The following is a 15,024-nucleotide window of genomic DNA, read 5'->3' on the forward strand; positions in this document are numbered from 1 at the left end:
GGGGCGTTTTGGCGCTGTGCCCGGCGCCCGGGGGGGCCGGGGGGGGCCGGTGGGGGGGCGGGGGGGGGGTTTTTTGGGGGGGGGGGGGGTGGGGGGGGGGGGGGCGGGGGTGGGGGGTGTCCGTCCTCGGTCCGGCGGTTGCTGTTGATTGAGCAGTACTGGGTAACGGACGCCGGCCGCTGCGGGCGGACACCCCCCACCCCGTCCCCTTGCCGCCGTACGCGGCTTGCGGCCCGTCGTGGCGCGCGGTGCGGCAGACGGTCCGTTGTGGCGGGGGTGACTGCAACTCCCTAGGGGCGCGGGGAACTGCGCGACCAGCCCCCACCGGCCCGCACCCGCCCGACAGCCCGACCCGGCACCCCCATAGGCGCCCGACCCTACGACGCCTCAGCAGGTCTTCTTCGATGCCGTAGTCGTCGGCTCGGGTGCGCTCAGGGCGGCCAGGGACTTGGCCGCGGCCGTCTTGCTGGTCAGGCTCTTGAAGGCCGTGCCGATGATCAGGTCGACCTCGGCGCCCTTGCGGGTGTCCGTACGGGTCTCGGCGGAGGCCAGCTGTGTCGCGAGGACCGGCAGTGAGGTCTTGAGGGCGGACGACGGACCGAGCAGTACCCCCGTGCCCTTGACCTTCTTGTCGTAGGCCGCCGTCGCGTTGCCCACGTCGCCGATCTTGAAGCCCCGCTTCTTCAGCTCGTCCGCTGTCTTCTTGGCGAGCCCGCCGCGAGCCGTGGCGTTCAGGACGTTGACGGTGATCTGGCCCGGCTTGGGGATGGGGACCGGGGTCGCAGAGGGGGACGCGCCGGCCTTCGTCGTGCAGTTCCCCTTGGAGCCGACCGCGGAGGCCTCGTCCCCGCCGCCCGTGAACACGTCGATGAGCTGGAGCGTGCCCCAGCCGACCAGGCTCAGCGCGGCGACGCAGGCCACCACGCCGAACACGAGCCTGCCGCGCCGCCGGGGTCGACGCATCCGGGGGTACTTGTCGCCCGTGATCCGGTACTTACCGCCCATGCCGGGGGGCGTCAGCATGCTCATGGGCGCAGCGTAGTGCGCCAGGACGGCCATGCCTACTAGATGATCATTGGCCGCCGTGCAGGAGAACCCGAAAGGGCCAACCCTTTACAGCGCGGTCACTCAGTCCAGCTCGAGCACACGCGCGTGCAGCACCTGTCGCTGCTGGAGTGCCGCCCGCACCGCCCGGTGCAGCCCGTCCTCCAGGTACAGGTCGCCCTGCCATTTCACGACGTGCGCGAACAGGTCGCCGTAGAACGTGGAGTCCTCGGCGAGCAGGGTTTCCAGGTCGAGCTGGCCCTTGGTCGTCACCAGCTGATCGAGGCGGACCGGGCGCGGTGCGACGTCCGCCCACTGCCGGGTGCTTTCCCGGCCGTGGTCGGGGTACGGCCGGCCGTTTCCGATGCGCTTGAAGATCACACGGAAAGCCTACCGGTCAAGACCTTCCGGGCGCAGCCATGGCGACCGAGTGTGACGCTGGAAAAAAGCGATGAAACGGCGCGTAACGGGAGCAGGGGTTTGGCATGAGTGAGCGAAAGACCCCGCCGGAGGGCGTCACGGGGGCTGCTGCGGGGACCACCGACCGGTCCATGCCGGAGGCACAGTCCGGCTCCGCCGCTCTGCCCCGGGAGGCCCTGAAGATCGCCTCCTGGTGCGCCTTCACCGGGCCCGCCCTCGATCTGGGCGCGCTGTTGTGGGACGGCGTCTGTCTGCCGGACGCGCAGGTCAGGATCCCGTTGCCGATGCTCAGCCGGCACGGGCTCGTCGCCGGTGCCACCGGCACCGGAAAGACCAAGACGATCCAGCTCATCGCCGAGCAGTTGTCGGCGCAGGAGGTGCCGGTCTTCCTCGCCGACATCAAGAGGCCGTGGTGACGGTGCTGAGCGAGAAGGGGGCTCCCACGCCCGTCGCCGCGACTCGCCCGCGCGCTCTGATGGGCCCTGTCGAGGCCAGTGCGGTGGACTCGGCGGTCAGGGCCTCGCCGCTGTACCGGCGTTACGCACAGGCTGTGGACAGGGAGTCGGCGTACGAGAAGCTCAGCTCGCGTGGCGCCAAGGGTCCGGACGAGATGAAGGCTCCTCCCCCCCCTGGCTCGTCGGAAAGACACCTCCGTCGTCGAACAGGTCGTCGGCAGTGGCGTGTTCAAGTCGCTCGCGCGGTCGCCGGGCACGCAGATCGGGCGTGAGATCACCCGCTCGCTCTTCGGTACGGCCCGGAGGAGGCGGTAGCCCCGCCTCCTCCGGAGGATCAGCCGCGCTTCTTCTCTCCCGACGGCGGCTTCTTCTTCGTGCTCTGCGGTTTCGGCGCACTGCGTGCGGCCTCAGCGCGCAGCAGGGCGCGCAGGATCGCGTACGGGTCGTTGGGCATGACGGTGTTCCTTGCGTGAGGGCTGAGCAGGCGTGCGGGAAGCGGGCTCTGTCAGCAGCGCAGGACCACGGAACGCAGGGCGCGCAGCACGTACGGCGGCCGCGGCGACGCCGGGACGGGGCGGTCCACCGGCACTCCGGGAGCCGTCTGCGGCCGCGGAGCGGGAGGCAGAGGTACGGCCATACGGTGGACGGCCCGGGCCGGTGGCCGCAGGGGGGTGTCGAGGACGTCGTACTCGACGAGCTCCCCGGCCGGAACGGGCGGCATCGCATGCGCCTGGAAATGCGCCCCCGGAACCAGCAGCGCGAGCAGCAGCACGATCGTCCGCAGCCAGTCACGGCTGCACGGGGCACGTCGTACGGAACTCACACAGGTCGTCTCCCCGCCCGGTGCCCGTGATTCATCACTTCGGCGGCGGGATTCACCCGGCCGCAGCAGCGGGGCGGTTGGGAGGGGCGTCGCTCGCCGGTTCCCGGCCTGCGGGGGGTGATCGTCGAGAGTGCGGTGGTGTGGCGAGGGCGTGGCGGAGGTCGGGGGTGGCGCCCGCGGGTTGCCGTCCGTGGGTGTGGCTCGTCATCTGTCCCGGGGGTCACCCGGTCGCGGCAGCGCGTATGCCGGTGGTGGCTGGGTGGCACCCATCGGTTGCGGCGGGTGTGGCTCGTGATTCGACGGTGAGCGACGGTGGCGGTGTGCCGAGGGCCTGGGTGCCAATCGACGGTCGCTGTCGGGCGGGGGTGATCATTTCTTCAGCGGTGGGATTCAGCTGGCCGGGCCATGACCGTGGGGCACCTGTGCCGACAGCCGTGCGCCGCGCTCACACCGTGCGCGGTACCTCCCGCGCCCGGGTGCGGATGCTGAGCGCGGTGATGATCTCCACGGCTCCGACGACGACCAGCCAGATGCCGCCGACCAGGGTGAGCACGGTGACCGATTCGACGGGGGAGTCGATCAGCACGATCCCGGCGGCGAAGGTGAGCGCGCCGAGGAAGATCTGCCAGCCGCGGGCCGGCATCGACCGGTCGGACGCGGCGGCCAGGGTCTGGGTGATGCCGCGGATCAGCCAGCCGATGCCGATCCACAGGGCGAGCAGCAGGATCGATCGCATCGGGCCGCGCAGACAGAACAGGCCCAGGAGGATGGAGAGGGTGCCGCTGATGAAGGCCAGGACGCGCAGGGCCGTCGTCCTGTGGGTGCCGAAGGCCGCGACCAGCTGGAAGATCCCGCTGATCAGGAGGTAGACGCCGAAGAGGACACCGACCGCCAGCAGGGTGGCGTCGGGCCAGACCAGGACCAGGACGCCCAGGATCAGGGAGGCGACGCCGGTGAGCAGGACGACCTGCCAGGCGGCCTGGGCGAGGGTGTGCAGGGGTCCCTCGAAGGGCGGTTCGGGCGCGTGTGGCGAGACGCCCGGCGGGCGGCCCGCGTGGACCCTGCGGTCGTCGAAGCGGTCGTCGAACTCGGTCATGGTCCATGCTGGGACCGCTGGGCGGCGCACTGCCACCGGGGCCGGGCCACCCGGCTGACTAGGACTTCTTGGCCGCCTTCGCCGCCGCCTTCATCTCCTGCTTGTGCGCGCGGACCTTGGTCAGCGACTCGGGGCCGGTGATGTCGGCGACGGACCGGAAGGACTTCGGCTCGCCGTACGCGCCCGCGGCCTCGCGCCAGCCCTTCGGCCGAACGCCGAGCTGCTTGCCCAGCAACGCCAGGAAGATCTGCGCCTTCTGCTTCCCGAACCCCGGCAACTCCTCCAGGCGGCGCAGCAGTTCGCGGCCGTCGGCCACGCCCTTCCACACCAGTTCGGCCTGACCGTCGTAGTGCTCGACCAGGTACTGGCACAACTGCTGGATCCGCTTGGCCATCGAGCCGGGGTAGCGGTGCACGGCCGGCTTCTCGGAGAGAAGCGCGGCGAAGGCCTCCGGTTCCTGTGCGGCGATCTCGTGCGCGTCGAGGTCGTTCGCGCCGAGGCGGTCCGCGATGGTGCGGGGGCCCTTGAACGCCCACTCCATCGGGACCTGCTGGTCCAGCAGCATCCCGACCAGCGCGGCGAGCGGGGAGCGGCCGAGGAGCTCGTCGGCCTCGGGGTCCTGGGCGAGGTGAAGGGTGACGTCCATGTCCCCGATCATGCCTGCGCCGACGGCTCGCCTCTACCGGGAGCCGGCGGGCTGCTCCCTCCAGTAGCCGAGCGCGTTAACCCGCTCCTTGGGGATGCCGAGATCCTTGCGGACGTACGACGACAGCGCCCTCGTCGTCGCCGTGTCGCAGGCGATCCAGACGTACGCGTCCGGGTGGCTCCTCAGCAGAGCGGGCAGGTCCGCCTTCACCTGGGCGACCAGATGCGCGCCGGAGTCGAGGCGGAGGACCCGGCGGACCTCGTGGCGGGACGGGTCGGTGCGGAAGGGGAGGCCCTCGTCGCCGCCCTCGAACCAGACGGTCGCGGGGGAGGAGTCCAGGGCGCCGAGGAGGGAGTTGAGGGCGGGCAGGGAGGCCGGGTCGCCGATGGCGAAGACATGGGTGGGCTCGGGGTCGGGGCGCTCGAAGCCGGTTCCGTGGACGGTGGCCTCGACGGTGTCGCCGGGCTTCGCCGTCCGGGCCCAGTCGCTGGCCACGCCGTCGTGCAGGGCGAACTCCAGGGTGAAGGTGCCCGCCGCGGGGTCCGGGTCGACCAGGGTGTAGGCGCGCTGGTGCGGTTTGCCCGCCGCGGAGAACCACAGGCGCACCCACATCGTCGGGTGGACGCCGGTGACCGCCAGCATCCCGCCGTCGGTGAGGTGCACCCGCCGGTACGCGCCGGTGACGTCCTCGGCGCCCGTCACGGTGAACACGAAGTCCTTCGCGCGCAGCAGCCGCAGGACCGCTCCCTCCCAGCCGTGCCGCCCCTGCCCCATGGTCTTTGCACCCTTCGCGTACGATTCCCCCACCAAGTCAACTTAGGTTAGCCTAACTTAAAGAGGAGCGGGTGTGAGGGTGAGTATCGAGATCTACCGCGACGCCTGGGGGATCCCCCATCTCCGCGCGGGCAGCGCGCGTGAACTCGCCCGCGCCCAGGGCCGGGTCACCGCCCGCGACCGTGCCTGGCAGCTGGAGGTCGAACGGCATCGCGCGCAGGGCACCTCGGCCGCCTTCCTCGGTGCCGGGGCCCTGTCCTGGGACACCCTGGCGAGACGGGCCCGCCTGGACGACACGGCGAGACGCTGCTTCCGGGCGCTGGAGAGACGGGACCCGGAGACGGCCGACTGGGTGCGGGCGTACGTCGACGGCGTGAACGAGGAGCTGCCGGGCACGCGGGCCCCGGAGTTCGCCCGCGTCGGCCTCGCCCCCGGGCGCTGGGAGCCCTGGACCCCGCTCGGCGTCTGGCTCGCCACCCACATCCTGTTCGCCGGCTTCCCGGCCAAGCTCTGGCGGGACGAGGCGCTACGGCACCTGGGCCCGGACGCGGTCGGCCTGTTCGCCGCCGACGGCCCGGGCACCTCCGGCAGCAACGGCTGGCTGGTCGCCGGCACCCGCACCACCACCGGCCACGCCGTCCTCGCCGGCGACCCGCACCGCTACATCGAGGAACCCGGCGTCTACCAGCAGATCCGGCTCGCCTGCCCCGAGTTCGACGTCGTCGGCCTCGCCGTCCCCGGCGTCCCCGGCATCGCCCACTTCGGCCACACCGGCACGGTCGCCTGGTCCATCACCAACGCCATGGCCGACTACCAGGACCTGTACCGGGAGCGACTGCGCCGCACGGGGGCCGGGGTGGAGGCCCTCGGCCCGGACGGCGTCTGGCACCGCGCCGGCCGGCACACCGAGACGGTCGAGGTGGCGGGCGAGATCCCGGTGGAGATCGAGGTGATCGAGACCGGGCGGGGGCCGGTGATCGCGGGGGGTCCGGAAGGGCTGGACGAGGGAGTGCCGGAGGAGCGGCCGGTCTTCCCGGGGGTGCCGGAGGGGCGGCCGGACTTCCCAGGGGTGCCCGAGGGGCGGCCGGACTTCCCGGGTGTACCCGTGGCACTATCCCTCCGCTATCCGCCCCGGGTCACCGAGGACCTCGGCTTCAGCGCCCTGCTCCCTCTCCTGCGGGCCCGCCGTACCGCCGACGTGGACCGGGCGTTCGACCTGTGGGCCGAGCCCGTGAACGTCGTCCAGGCCGCCGACACCGAGGGCGGGCTGCTGCACCGGGTCGCCGGAAGGGTCCCCGTGCGGGCGGAGGCCAATCGGCTGCACCCCGTTCCCGCCTGGGAGCCCGGCCACGACTGGCAGGGCTGGCACGACTCCCCCCGCGCCGGTCTCACCGACGGCATCGCCGTGATGGCCAACCAGCGCGGCCCCGCCACCCCGCTCGGCGTCGAGTTCGCCCCGCCCCACCGGGCGAACCGCATCACCGCCCTGCTGCGGGAGAAGGAGCAGTGGTCGGCCGCCGACATGCCCCTGATCCACACGGACACCCATCTCGCCTCGGCGCAACCCCTGTTGGATCACGTCGAGGCCCTGGAGGGCCTGAGCCCCGAGGCCGTGACCACGAGGGAGACGATCCTCCGCTGGGATCGCCGCATGGTCGCGAGCAGCCGGGAGGCCGCCCTCTACGCCGCCGTACGCAGCGCGGTCGTACGACGGCTCGCCGCCCACCCCGCGTTCGCGGCCCTGACCGCCCCGCCCGCCTACCCGGACGTCCTGCTCCCCTGGCTCGGCCTCGTCCCCCGTATCGCCTTCGCGCTCGAACACCTCCTGCGCGCCGAGGAGTTGTACGGCATCGACCGCGCCGGGGTCGTACGGGCCGCCATGGAGGAAGTGGCCGCCGAGCCACCGCGGGGCACCTGGGGCGACACCCACCGCCTCGCCCCCTGGCGGTCGCTCCCCGAGAACGACTGGGACGCCCCCGCCCTCTCCGGCGACCACGACTGCGTCCTGTGCACCTCCGCGGTGCCCGGACTCACCGACCTCGCCGCCCGTGGCCCGGCCGCCCGTTACGTCTGGGACCTGGCCTGCCGCGAGGACAGTCTCTGGGCCGTCCCGCTGGGCGCCTCCGGCCTGCCCGGCTCACCCCATCACCGCGACCAACTCCCCTTGTGGCTCAGGGGAGATCTCGTCCCGGTCGGCACCGACTGGCAGCAGTTGAAGAAGGAAGACTGAGGAAACCGATGTCCGAGACCTCCATCCGTGAAGCGGTCCACACCCAGACAGTGGACGGTTTCGGCACCGTCCGCGTCCTGCGGCTCGACCCGCACGCCGACGCCGCGACCGTCCACGCCTGGGTGAGCGAGGAACGGGCCGCGTTCTGGGGCATGAACGGCCTCACGAAGGAACAAGTAGCTGATATCTACGCCCACTTGGACACCCTCGACACCCACCATGCCTATCTGCTGGAGAAGGACGGCGAACCGGCCGGACTCCTGCAGACCTACGAGCCGGAGGCCGACCGCGTCAGCGAGTGCTACCCCGTCGAACCCGGTGACATCGGCATCCACCTGCTGCTCCCGCCCCCCGGCCCGCACGGCAAGCACCCCGGCTGGTCGTCGGCGCTGCTGTCCGCCGTGACCTCGTACGTGCTGCTGGTCCTGGACAATCGGCGGGTCGTGGTCGACCCCGACGTGCGCAACGAGAAGGCCATCGCCCGTTTCCTGAAGCAGGGCTTCGTGGCCGGTGCCGCGGTCGTCCTGCCGGAGATCGACCTCCCGGACGTGTACCTGCCCGAGAAGCATGCCCAACTGGCGTTCCTGGCAAGGGAGGTAGCCTTCCCGGGTGACGCCTGACGACCTCGTCGCCCTCCCCCACGCTCGACTTCGCTCGCGCGGGGGGACCCCCATCACCCTGATACCCATCCCCCGCGAGGGCGGACTGTTCCGGCAGACCTGGGCGGGCGAGGAGCGTGGCGACGGCAGACCGCACGGCACGGCGATCGTCGCCCTCCTCACCGCCGACGACTACTCCGCCCTGCACCGCCTGCCCAGCGACGAGATCTGGCACCACTACCTCGGCGACCCGCTGGACCTCCTGTTCCTCGCCCCGGACGGCACGACGGCCACCCCCGTCCTGGGCCCGGACATACGCGCCGGCCAGCACCCCCAGCTGACCGTGCCCGCGGGCACCTGGATGGGGGCCAGGACCCGCGGCGCGTGGACCTTCTTCGGCTGCACCATGGCGCCCGGCTTCACCTACGAGGACTACGAGCACGGGGACGCGGCCGAACTGACGGCGCATTACCCGTCCCAGGCCGCGCGCATCAGGAGACTGTGCCGCCCATGAGACCCCTGGGGGCAGGTCGCCCTGGTCACGGGTGCGAGCGGCGACATCGGTCGGGGCAGCGCGCTGCGGTTCGCCCAGGAGGGAGCGTCGGTCGCACTCGATTGCCGTACGGCGGTGGCGGCGGCCCGTGAAGTGACGTCCCGGATCGAGGCCTCGGGCGCCCGGGCCGTCGTACCGGAAGCGGATCTGCGGGACGAGGACGAGGGCCGGCGGCTGGTCGTGGAGGCCGCCCAGTGGGGTGGCGGACTGACCGCGCCGGTCAACAACGCCGGTGTGGCGATCGTGACGCACGCGCGGTCGGCGGCCCCGGAGTACGGAACGCGGGCCATCCGGCGGGGTAACCGCCCGGCCGACGTGGTGAGCGCCCGCGGCCTCGCGTGCGTACCTATCGGGAAGACCGCGAGCCCAGGTACGGAGTAGTGACGTGAGGTGTGAGCGTGCAGGCAGCAGCACAGGCCGGCGAAGGCGAGGACTTCAAGGGCTGGTGCTGCTGGGCGCCGTGCTGGTCCTGCTCCTCTTCGGCGGTGCGGGAGCGGCGTCGGCCCACGCGGCCCTCAAGGCCACCGACCCCGAGGACGGAAGCGTCCTCAAGTCCGCCCCCCGGGACATCACCCTGACCTTCACCGAGTCCGTCGGCCTGCTCGACGACTCCTTCCGGGTGCTCGACCCCGACGGCCGGCGCCTGAAGGTCACCGACGCCGGACACGGGTCGGGCGGCTCGGACACGGCCCGTGTCTCGCTGCCCGCCAAGCTCGCCCAGGGCACCTACACGGTGGCCTGGCGGGTGGTCTCGGCCGACAGCCACCCGGTCTCCGGCGCCTTCACCTTCTCGGTCGGCAAGCCGTCCCCGGCCACCGTGGTCACGGACAGCGGCCCGACCGAGGACCCGGCCACGGAGAGCCTCTTCAACATGGGCCGCTACCTGGCCTACCTCGCCGCCGCCCTGCTCATCGGCACGGCTGTCTTCCTCCTCGCCTGCCGCCCGCCGGAGCCGTCCCGGCTGCGCCGGCTCCTGTGGGCGGGCTGGGGCACCCTGCTCGGCTCGACCGTGTTCCTGCTGGTGCTGCGGGCACCGTACGAGTCGGGGGCGGGCCCGGCCTCCGCCTTCTCGCTGAAGGCCTTCGAACGCACCCTGACCACCCGCCCGGGCGAGGCGCTCCTGGTCCGGCTCGCGCTGCTGCTCGTCGGGTACTTCTTCGTCGTACGACTGCTGCGGCTCGGGGAGTCGAGGCTGCCCCGCGCCTGGCAGGCGGCGGGCGGCGCGCTCGCCGTGGGTCTCGCGCTGACCTGGGCCGCCGCCGAGCACGCGTCCGCCGGGATCCAGGTGCCGGTGGCGATGACGTCCGCGGTGCTGCACGTCCTGGCGATGGCGGTCTGGCTGGGCGGCCTCGCGGCCCTGCTCACCACGCTGTACCGGGCGTCGTCGCAGATCCCGGCCGCCGTGGTCGCCCGTTTCTCCCGGCTGGCCTTCGCCTCCGTGACCGTCCTCGTCGCCACCGGCGTCTACCAGTCCTGGCGCGGCCTCGGCTCCTGGGGCGCGGTCACCGGCACGACGTACGGCCATCTGCTCGTCTTCAAGCTGCTCGCGGTGACAGGGCTGCTGGCGGCGGCGAGGCTGTCGCGGCAGTGGACGGGACGGCTCGTGACGGTCGGGGCGCAGGTCGAGTCGGAGTCCGTCGTACGGGAGCGGGTGCCGGAGTCGGTGGGGGGACCGCCGGCCGCCTCCGACGCGGAGCGGGAGCCCGCCGACCCCGGGGCGGACTCCCCGGCGTACCGGCGTGGCCTGCGCCGTTCCGTCCTCGCCGAAGTGGCCGTCGGTGTCGTGGTCCTGGTGCTCAGCACCGTGCTGAGCGGCACGCTGCCCGGCCGGGCGCAGGCCGAGGCGGCCGAGGCGGGCCCGGCCACGGGCGGGCTGCCCGCCGCGTCCCTGACCGACGTCCCCTTCGCCGTGGGGGGCGCCACGGGCAGGGTGCAGATCACCCTCGACCCGGGCCGCACCGGCGACAACTCGGTCCAGGCCATCGTCTACGCGGCCGACGGAGGCCTCGCCACCGTCCCCGAACTCCGCCTGTCCTTCACCCTCCCGGCCAAGGAGATCGGCCCGATCGACGCCGAACTGAAGAACAAGGGCGGCTACTGGGGCACCAACGACCTCACCCTGCCCCTCGCGGGCGACTGGAAGATGAAGACGACGATCAGGGTCTCCGACGTCGACCAGATCAGCGTGACGAAGACGGTGAGGATCGTCGGCTGAGCAGGCCGGCCATGGTCTCGGCGGCCTGTACGGCGGCCGCTCCGCAGCAGTTGTTGAACAGGACGTGGACCTCGTCGACCTCCTCGGCCAGGGCGTACAACCGCGGTAACCACTCGGTGAGTTCGGCGCGCGAGTAGTCGTACCGGAAACGCTCCTCCTTGCTGCCGCGCCCCCAGGAGGCACTGCGTCCGTGGAAGCGCACGACGGACAGCCGGCGTGCGGTGACGGGGGTGACCGGCGGCAGGGAGGCGGGCAGGTCCTGGCTCATGTCCACGGCCACGGCGGCGAAGCCGTGCGTGCGTAGGAGCGCGCAGGTGAGGTCCCGCTGCCCCTCTGCCCACCACGACGGATGCCGGAACTCCACATGGACGGGCCATCCGGCGGTCCGCGCCGCGGTCTCCTCCAGGAACCGTTCCGCCCGTGCCCCGGGCCGCAGCCACGGCGGGAACTGGAACAGCACCCCACCGAGCCGCCCGGCCTCCCGCAACGGCTCGATCCCGGCGGCGAACCGCGCCCACACCTCGTCAGGAGCCACGTCCGCGAGGGCTGCCTGCCTCACCGGATGCCCCGTGAGCGGCGCGTACGCCTTCACGTCGAACACGAACCCCACGGGCGTGCGCTCCACCCACAGACGGCTGTTGCGCTCGCTGGGCAGGGCGTAGAACGTGCCGTCCACCTCCACCACCGGGAACCGCTCGGCGTAGTACCGCAACCGCCCCTCGGCGTCCCGCCGGCCGGGCGGGTACCAACCGCTGCGGACGAGCGCGGGATCGGTCCAGGAGCACGTGCCGACGAGAGTGCGGGTCATGGGAGCCCGGGTACCGACTTAGGGTGCGGGCATGACTTACCAGGCGTATCTCTCCCAACTCTTCTCGCTGGACGGCCGGGTGGCGCTGGTGACCGGCGGGAGTTCGGGCATCGGCAGGGCGATCGCGGGGGCGTTGGCGCGGGCGGGGGCGAGCGTGGTGATCGTGGCGCGCAGGGAGCCGGAACTGGCCGCTGCGGTGGAGGAGTTGGCGGCCGACGGCTGCCGGGCGGGCTGGGTGAGCGGCGACTTGAGCACGAGGGAGGGTGTGCGTACGGCGGCGGAGGCGGCCGCCGGGGTGTTCGGTGAGCCGGACATCCTCGTCAACTCCGCGGGGATCAACCTACGTCCACCGATGACCGAGCTCACCGACGACGTGTGGGACACCACCCTGGCGGTCAACCTGGAGGCCCCCTACCTCCTGGGCCAGCGCTTCGGCCCCGGCATGGCCGAGCGCGGCTTCGGCCGGATCATCCACATCACCTCCCAGCAGGCCCACCGCGCCTTCGTCCAGAGCGGTGCCTACGGCGTCTCCAAGGGCGGCCTGGAATCCCTGGCCCGCTCCCAGGCCGAGGCCTGGTCCCCGCACGGCGTCACCTGCAACACCCTCGTCCCCGGCTTCGTCCTGACCCCCCTCAACGCCCGCCTCGCCACCGACCCGGAGCAGGTCGCGTCCCTGGCCGCCCGCACCATGACCGGCCGCAACGGCCTCCCCGAGGACTTCGCGGGCGCCGCGGTCTTCCTGGCGAGCGGGGCGTCGGGCTATGTCACGGGTCAGTCGATCTTTGTGGACGGGGGGTTGTCGGTGCACTGATCTCCCACCGTCCAGGATCACCTCGCCGTCCGGTCGGCCGCCGGGCCTTCTTCTCATCCGGGCAGGACGCTCATGACGCCGTGGATCCGGGAGAGGGTGAAAACGCGCTCGGCTTCCCGCAGGTGGCACCAGGCCTCGAGATAGGGCGGGTCCAGCAGGAGACTGCTCAGGGTCCGCACGGTCCGGTTGCCCGAGGTGGCGACGTACTCGACGGTGACGGCCTCGCCGGCATCGATGGCGTGGGCGAGCTGGCGGACGTCGCTGTACGGCAGGAGCTTCGCCCACCCGGCGACGATCTCCTCGGTGTCCGTGGCGAAGGGCGCTCCTCCGTCGAACGGCGCCGGATCAGGAATCGTCAACGGGGCGGCCAGCAACCGGGCCGCCAAGGTGTCCGGGTCGATGGGGGCGGATGCCTTCACCCCGCGCGTTGCGGCGAGCCGGCGGGTGTCCCCCGGGCCGGCGCCGCGCGGAGCCGGCACGGGAGCGGCGGCCCGCCGGGGCCGGGCTTTCTCGATGCGCACGGTGCCGTCGGCCGTCTCGGCGACAGGGGCGTATCCCTCGGCCCGGAGCGCGGCGAGAGTGGTGTCGAGCGGGCTGCGGCTGATCAGGACCGTCGGCGCCAGCTGCCGCAGAGCGAGCCCGGCGAGCCCGCGGTGCGCGGCGAGTTCGGCCAGAAGTGCGGGTTCGTCGCCGTGGATGACGCAGGCAGCAGGGGCGATGCGCACGCGCCCGTGTCCGCGCGCGGTGTCGGCGATCAGGTACGACAGCGGCTGCGGCAAGGGCCCGCCGGCGACAGCGGTCAGGCCGGCCGTGATGTCGTCGGGGATACGGCCGGCGTCCAGAGCCCGGCGGATGCTGCCGGCGCTGAACCGCCACACCACTGCCGTGCCACTGGTCTCCCGGTCGGCGACGGAGTCCAGGAGTGCGGCCAGCCTCGCGGACGGTGTGCCCGTGACGACGGCGGTGAGGTCGGCGCCGATCCGGGCCACCGCGGTGGCCGGGTGCAGCAGCCGCCGGCACTCGGCGCTCAGTAGCTCCGTGTCGTCGGTCCACAGGTGGATGCCGAGGGCGGACAGCGCGCCGCGAGCGAGCACGCCGAGGAGTTCGGCCTCACGGATCACGTCGGCGAACTGCGTTCCGTCCTGGGCCGATGCGTCGGCGAGCGGCCGGTGCCAGGCGATCAGGGTCCCCAGCTCCGAGGCCGCCCGCACGCCCTGCCTCGGCGGGAGCTCCGCAGCCGCGGTCAACAGCCCGTGACGGGCCTGCACACAGCCGTCGCAGGGCGGTGCTGCCACGAGAGCGGGAAGCGCCTTGTTGTCCTCGTCGCGCGCCCGGGTGGGGGTGAGCGGCAGGTCCCGCCAAGCCTGGAGCAGTACGGCGAACTGCTCCGGGGGTTCCTGTTCCGCCCAGGCGTCGTACGCCTCGGTCGGCGCCACGTGATCGCCGTCCCGTCCCAGCAGCCCGGCCGCGTACGCCGTTTCGAGAGCAAGGCGTACGACGGCCTCGTCGGCCTGGGCGGCCTTGCCGATCCGGGCCAGTTCCCGCGCACCGACCCCACCGGACTTCAGCCGGGCCGGCGCAGCCGCCGAGCAGGCCGACAGAACCGAGGCGGCACGGGCAGCGAAGGCCGAGGCCACAGCTGACGCCTCGCGGTCCACCTCTGTCGGGGTGACAGACGCCAACCGCGGGTAAGGCGGGACGGGTTCGAACGGCGCGTGCCAGCCGGGCCCGCGCAGCGCGAGCGCCACCTCGGCAGGCATACGCACCGGACCATAACCGTGACGGTCCTGGATCAGGAGCCCCCGGTCCAGTGCCCACCGGTCGCCCGGTTCGAGGCCGGGGTTCGGATGCCCGACCATGACGAACTGCGCGGGCTCCGCCGGCCCACCCGCCGCTCGGCGTTCGAGCAGCTCGCGGGCGGCCGCAGGGGCTTTCGCGACCAGCGAGGCAACGTGTTCCGGGTTGCTGTGGTGTGCCACCAGTGCGGCCAGTCGCTGCGGCTTGGTGCCCGGCGGCTTGACGTCCAATGCCGTCAGCATGCGGCGCAGTTCGTCGGAGGTCGCGCCCGCGAGCAGCTGCTCCAGCGGAGCATCCAGTCCCAGGGGTGCGTCCCATGCCTGGCGCAGCGATCCGGTCATCCGGAGCTTGCCCGCGCCGTCCGGCCAGACCAGAGCATGATCGGCCAGCACTTCCAGCACGGCGTCCAGGGCGTGACTCGTTTCGTCGTCCGACGCGCCCAGCAACTCCGCCAGGGTTTCGCGCGACGCGGGCGCACCCAGTGCCGCCAGCGCCTCGGCCACCTGGAGGTGCGGCAGGGCGAGCCGCGGCAGGACCAGTGCCACCGATCCCGGGCGCTGAAGCCGGTCCGCCAGTTCCCCCACCGAGCGCGGCTCCGGAGGCGATATGGCGTCCTTTCGCGCGTCGAGCACGCGTGCCAGACGAGTGCCGTCGAGGCTGCCCAGCCATGCTGCCAGTGTGGATCGGGACTTCACGCGGGATGCACCTCGTCGGACCAGGGAGTCACATAGGGCCCGGAACCTCGACACCGGG

Annotated in this window: 14 protein-coding genes and 1 pseudogene; 7 read left to right on the top strand and 8 right to left on the bottom strand. The window is 72.6% G+C overall.

Going from position 1 to position 15,024, the window contains the following annotated elements; all coding sequences use genetic code 11:
* Nucleotides 1-387: 387 nt before the first annotated feature.
* Nucleotides 388-1,029 (bottom strand): LytR C-terminal domain-containing protein, encoded by a 642-nt coding sequence (locus ACIBJB_RS46045; RefSeq protein ID WP_398940143.1) that lies wholly within the window; start codon nucleotides 1,027-1,029, stop codon nucleotides 388-390.
* A 99-nt stretch (nucleotides 1,030-1,128) separates the two neighbouring features.
* Complete coding sequence (locus ACIBJB_RS46050; RefSeq protein ID WP_003999914.1) at nucleotides 1,129-1,425, bottom strand: type II toxin-antitoxin system VapB family antitoxin; 297 nt, start codon at nucleotides 1,423-1,425, stop codon at nucleotides 1,129-1,131.
* Nucleotides 1,426-1,595: 170 nt separating this feature from the next.
* Between ACIBJB_RS46050 and ACIBJB_RS46055 the strand changes: the two are divergent.
* Nucleotides 1,596-2,234 (top strand): annotated as a pseudogene (locus ACIBJB_RS46055) (helicase HerA-like domain-containing protein).
* 190 nt (nucleotides 2,235-2,424) lie between these two features.
* On the opposite strand, the gene ACIBJB_RS46060 reads toward ACIBJB_RS46055, so the two are convergent.
* The 4 genes from ACIBJB_RS46060 to ACIBJB_RS46075 form a co-directional block, all read right to left on the bottom strand.
* Complete coding sequence (locus ACIBJB_RS46060; RefSeq protein WP_398940144.1) at nucleotides 2,425-2,742, bottom strand: hypothetical protein; 318 nt, start codon at nucleotides 2,740-2,742, stop codon at nucleotides 2,425-2,427.
* Nucleotides 2,743-3,187: 445 nt separating this feature from the next.
* Nucleotides 3,188-3,838 carry an HdeD family acid-resistance protein gene (locus ACIBJB_RS46065; protein ID WP_398940145.1) on the bottom strand — a complete coding sequence of 217 codons (651 nt, stop codon included), beginning with the start codon at nucleotides 3,836-3,838 and terminating at the stop codon, nucleotides 3,188-3,190.
* Nucleotides 3,839-3,896: 58 nt separating this feature from the next.
* Nucleotides 3,897-4,484 (bottom strand): HhH-GPD-type base excision DNA repair protein, encoded by a 588-nt coding sequence (locus ACIBJB_RS46070; protein ID WP_398940146.1) that lies wholly within the window; start codon nucleotides 4,482-4,484, stop codon nucleotides 3,897-3,899.
* 33 nt (nucleotides 4,485-4,517) lie between these two features.
* Nucleotides 4,518-5,258 carry a siderophore-interacting protein gene (locus ACIBJB_RS46075; RefSeq protein WP_398940147.1) on the bottom strand — a complete coding sequence of 247 codons (741 nt, stop codon included), beginning with the start codon at nucleotides 5,256-5,258 and terminating at the stop codon, nucleotides 4,518-4,520.
* A 79-nt stretch (nucleotides 5,259-5,337) separates the two neighbouring features.
* Here ACIBJB_RS46075 and ACIBJB_RS46080 point away from each other — a divergent pair, with 79 nt between their 5' ends.
* The 5 genes from ACIBJB_RS46080 to ACIBJB_RS46100 all read left to right on the top strand — a co-directional run bounded on the left by ACIBJB_RS46080 (nucleotide 5,338) and on the right by ACIBJB_RS46100 (nucleotide 10,855).
* Nucleotides 5,338-7,488, top strand: a complete 2,151-nt coding sequence (locus ACIBJB_RS46080; protein WP_398940149.1) for a penicillin acylase family protein — start codon at nucleotides 5,338-5,340, stop codon at nucleotides 7,486-7,488.
* Between the two features lie 8 nt (nucleotides 7,489-7,496).
* Nucleotides 7,497-8,108, top strand: a complete 612-nt coding sequence (locus tag ACIBJB_RS46085; protein WP_398940150.1) for a GNAT family N-acetyltransferase — start codon at nucleotides 7,497-7,499, stop codon at nucleotides 8,106-8,108.
* Entirely contained in the window at nucleotides 8,098-8,601 is a 504-nt protein-coding gene (locus tag ACIBJB_RS46090) for a cupin domain-containing protein (RefSeq protein WP_398940151.1), read from the top strand. The genes ACIBJB_RS46085 and ACIBJB_RS46090 overlap by 11 nt, the downstream gene beginning before the upstream one ends.
* Nucleotides 8,602-8,622: 21 nt before the next feature.
* Nucleotides 8,623-9,021: an SDR family NAD(P)-dependent oxidoreductase gene (locus ACIBJB_RS46095; protein WP_398940200.1), complete on the top strand. Its 399-nt coding sequence runs from the start codon at nucleotides 8,623-8,625 to the stop codon at nucleotides 9,019-9,021.
* 64 nt (nucleotides 9,022-9,085) lie between these two features.
* Nucleotides 9,086-10,855 (top strand): copper resistance protein CopC, encoded by a 1,770-nt coding sequence (locus ACIBJB_RS46100; RefSeq protein ID WP_398940152.1) that lies wholly within the window; start codon nucleotides 9,086-9,088, stop codon nucleotides 10,853-10,855.
* Here ACIBJB_RS46100 and ACIBJB_RS46105 read toward each other — a convergent pair.
* Nucleotides 10,821-11,663, bottom strand: coding sequence for a DUF72 domain-containing protein (locus tag ACIBJB_RS46105; protein ID WP_398940153.1), 843 nt, complete (start codon nucleotides 11,661-11,663; stop codon nucleotides 10,821-10,823). The genes ACIBJB_RS46100 and ACIBJB_RS46105 overlap by 35 nt on opposite strands.
* A gap of 31 nt (nucleotides 11,664-11,694) precedes the next feature.
* On the opposite strand from ACIBJB_RS46105, the gene ACIBJB_RS46110 reads away from it, so the two are divergent.
* On the top strand, nucleotides 11,695-12,474 hold the full coding sequence (locus ACIBJB_RS46110; RefSeq protein ID WP_398940154.1) for an SDR family NAD(P)-dependent oxidoreductase: 780 nt from the start codon (nucleotides 11,695-11,697) through the stop codon (nucleotides 12,472-12,474).
* Nucleotides 12,475-12,527: 53 nt separating this feature from the next.
* Here ACIBJB_RS46110 and ACIBJB_RS46115 read toward each other — a convergent pair whose 3' ends face one another.
* Nucleotides 12,528-14,966: a helicase-associated domain-containing protein gene (locus ACIBJB_RS46115; protein ID WP_398940155.1), complete on the bottom strand. Its 2,439-nt coding sequence runs from the start codon at nucleotides 14,964-14,966 to the stop codon at nucleotides 12,528-12,530.
* Between the last annotated feature and the right edge of the window lie 58 nt (nucleotides 14,967-15,024).

Source organism: Streptomyces sp. NPDC050759, from assembly GCF_044456945.1.
In the GTDB taxonomy this organism is placed as follows: Bacteria; Actinomycetota; Actinomycetes; order Streptomycetales; family Streptomycetaceae; genus Streptomyces.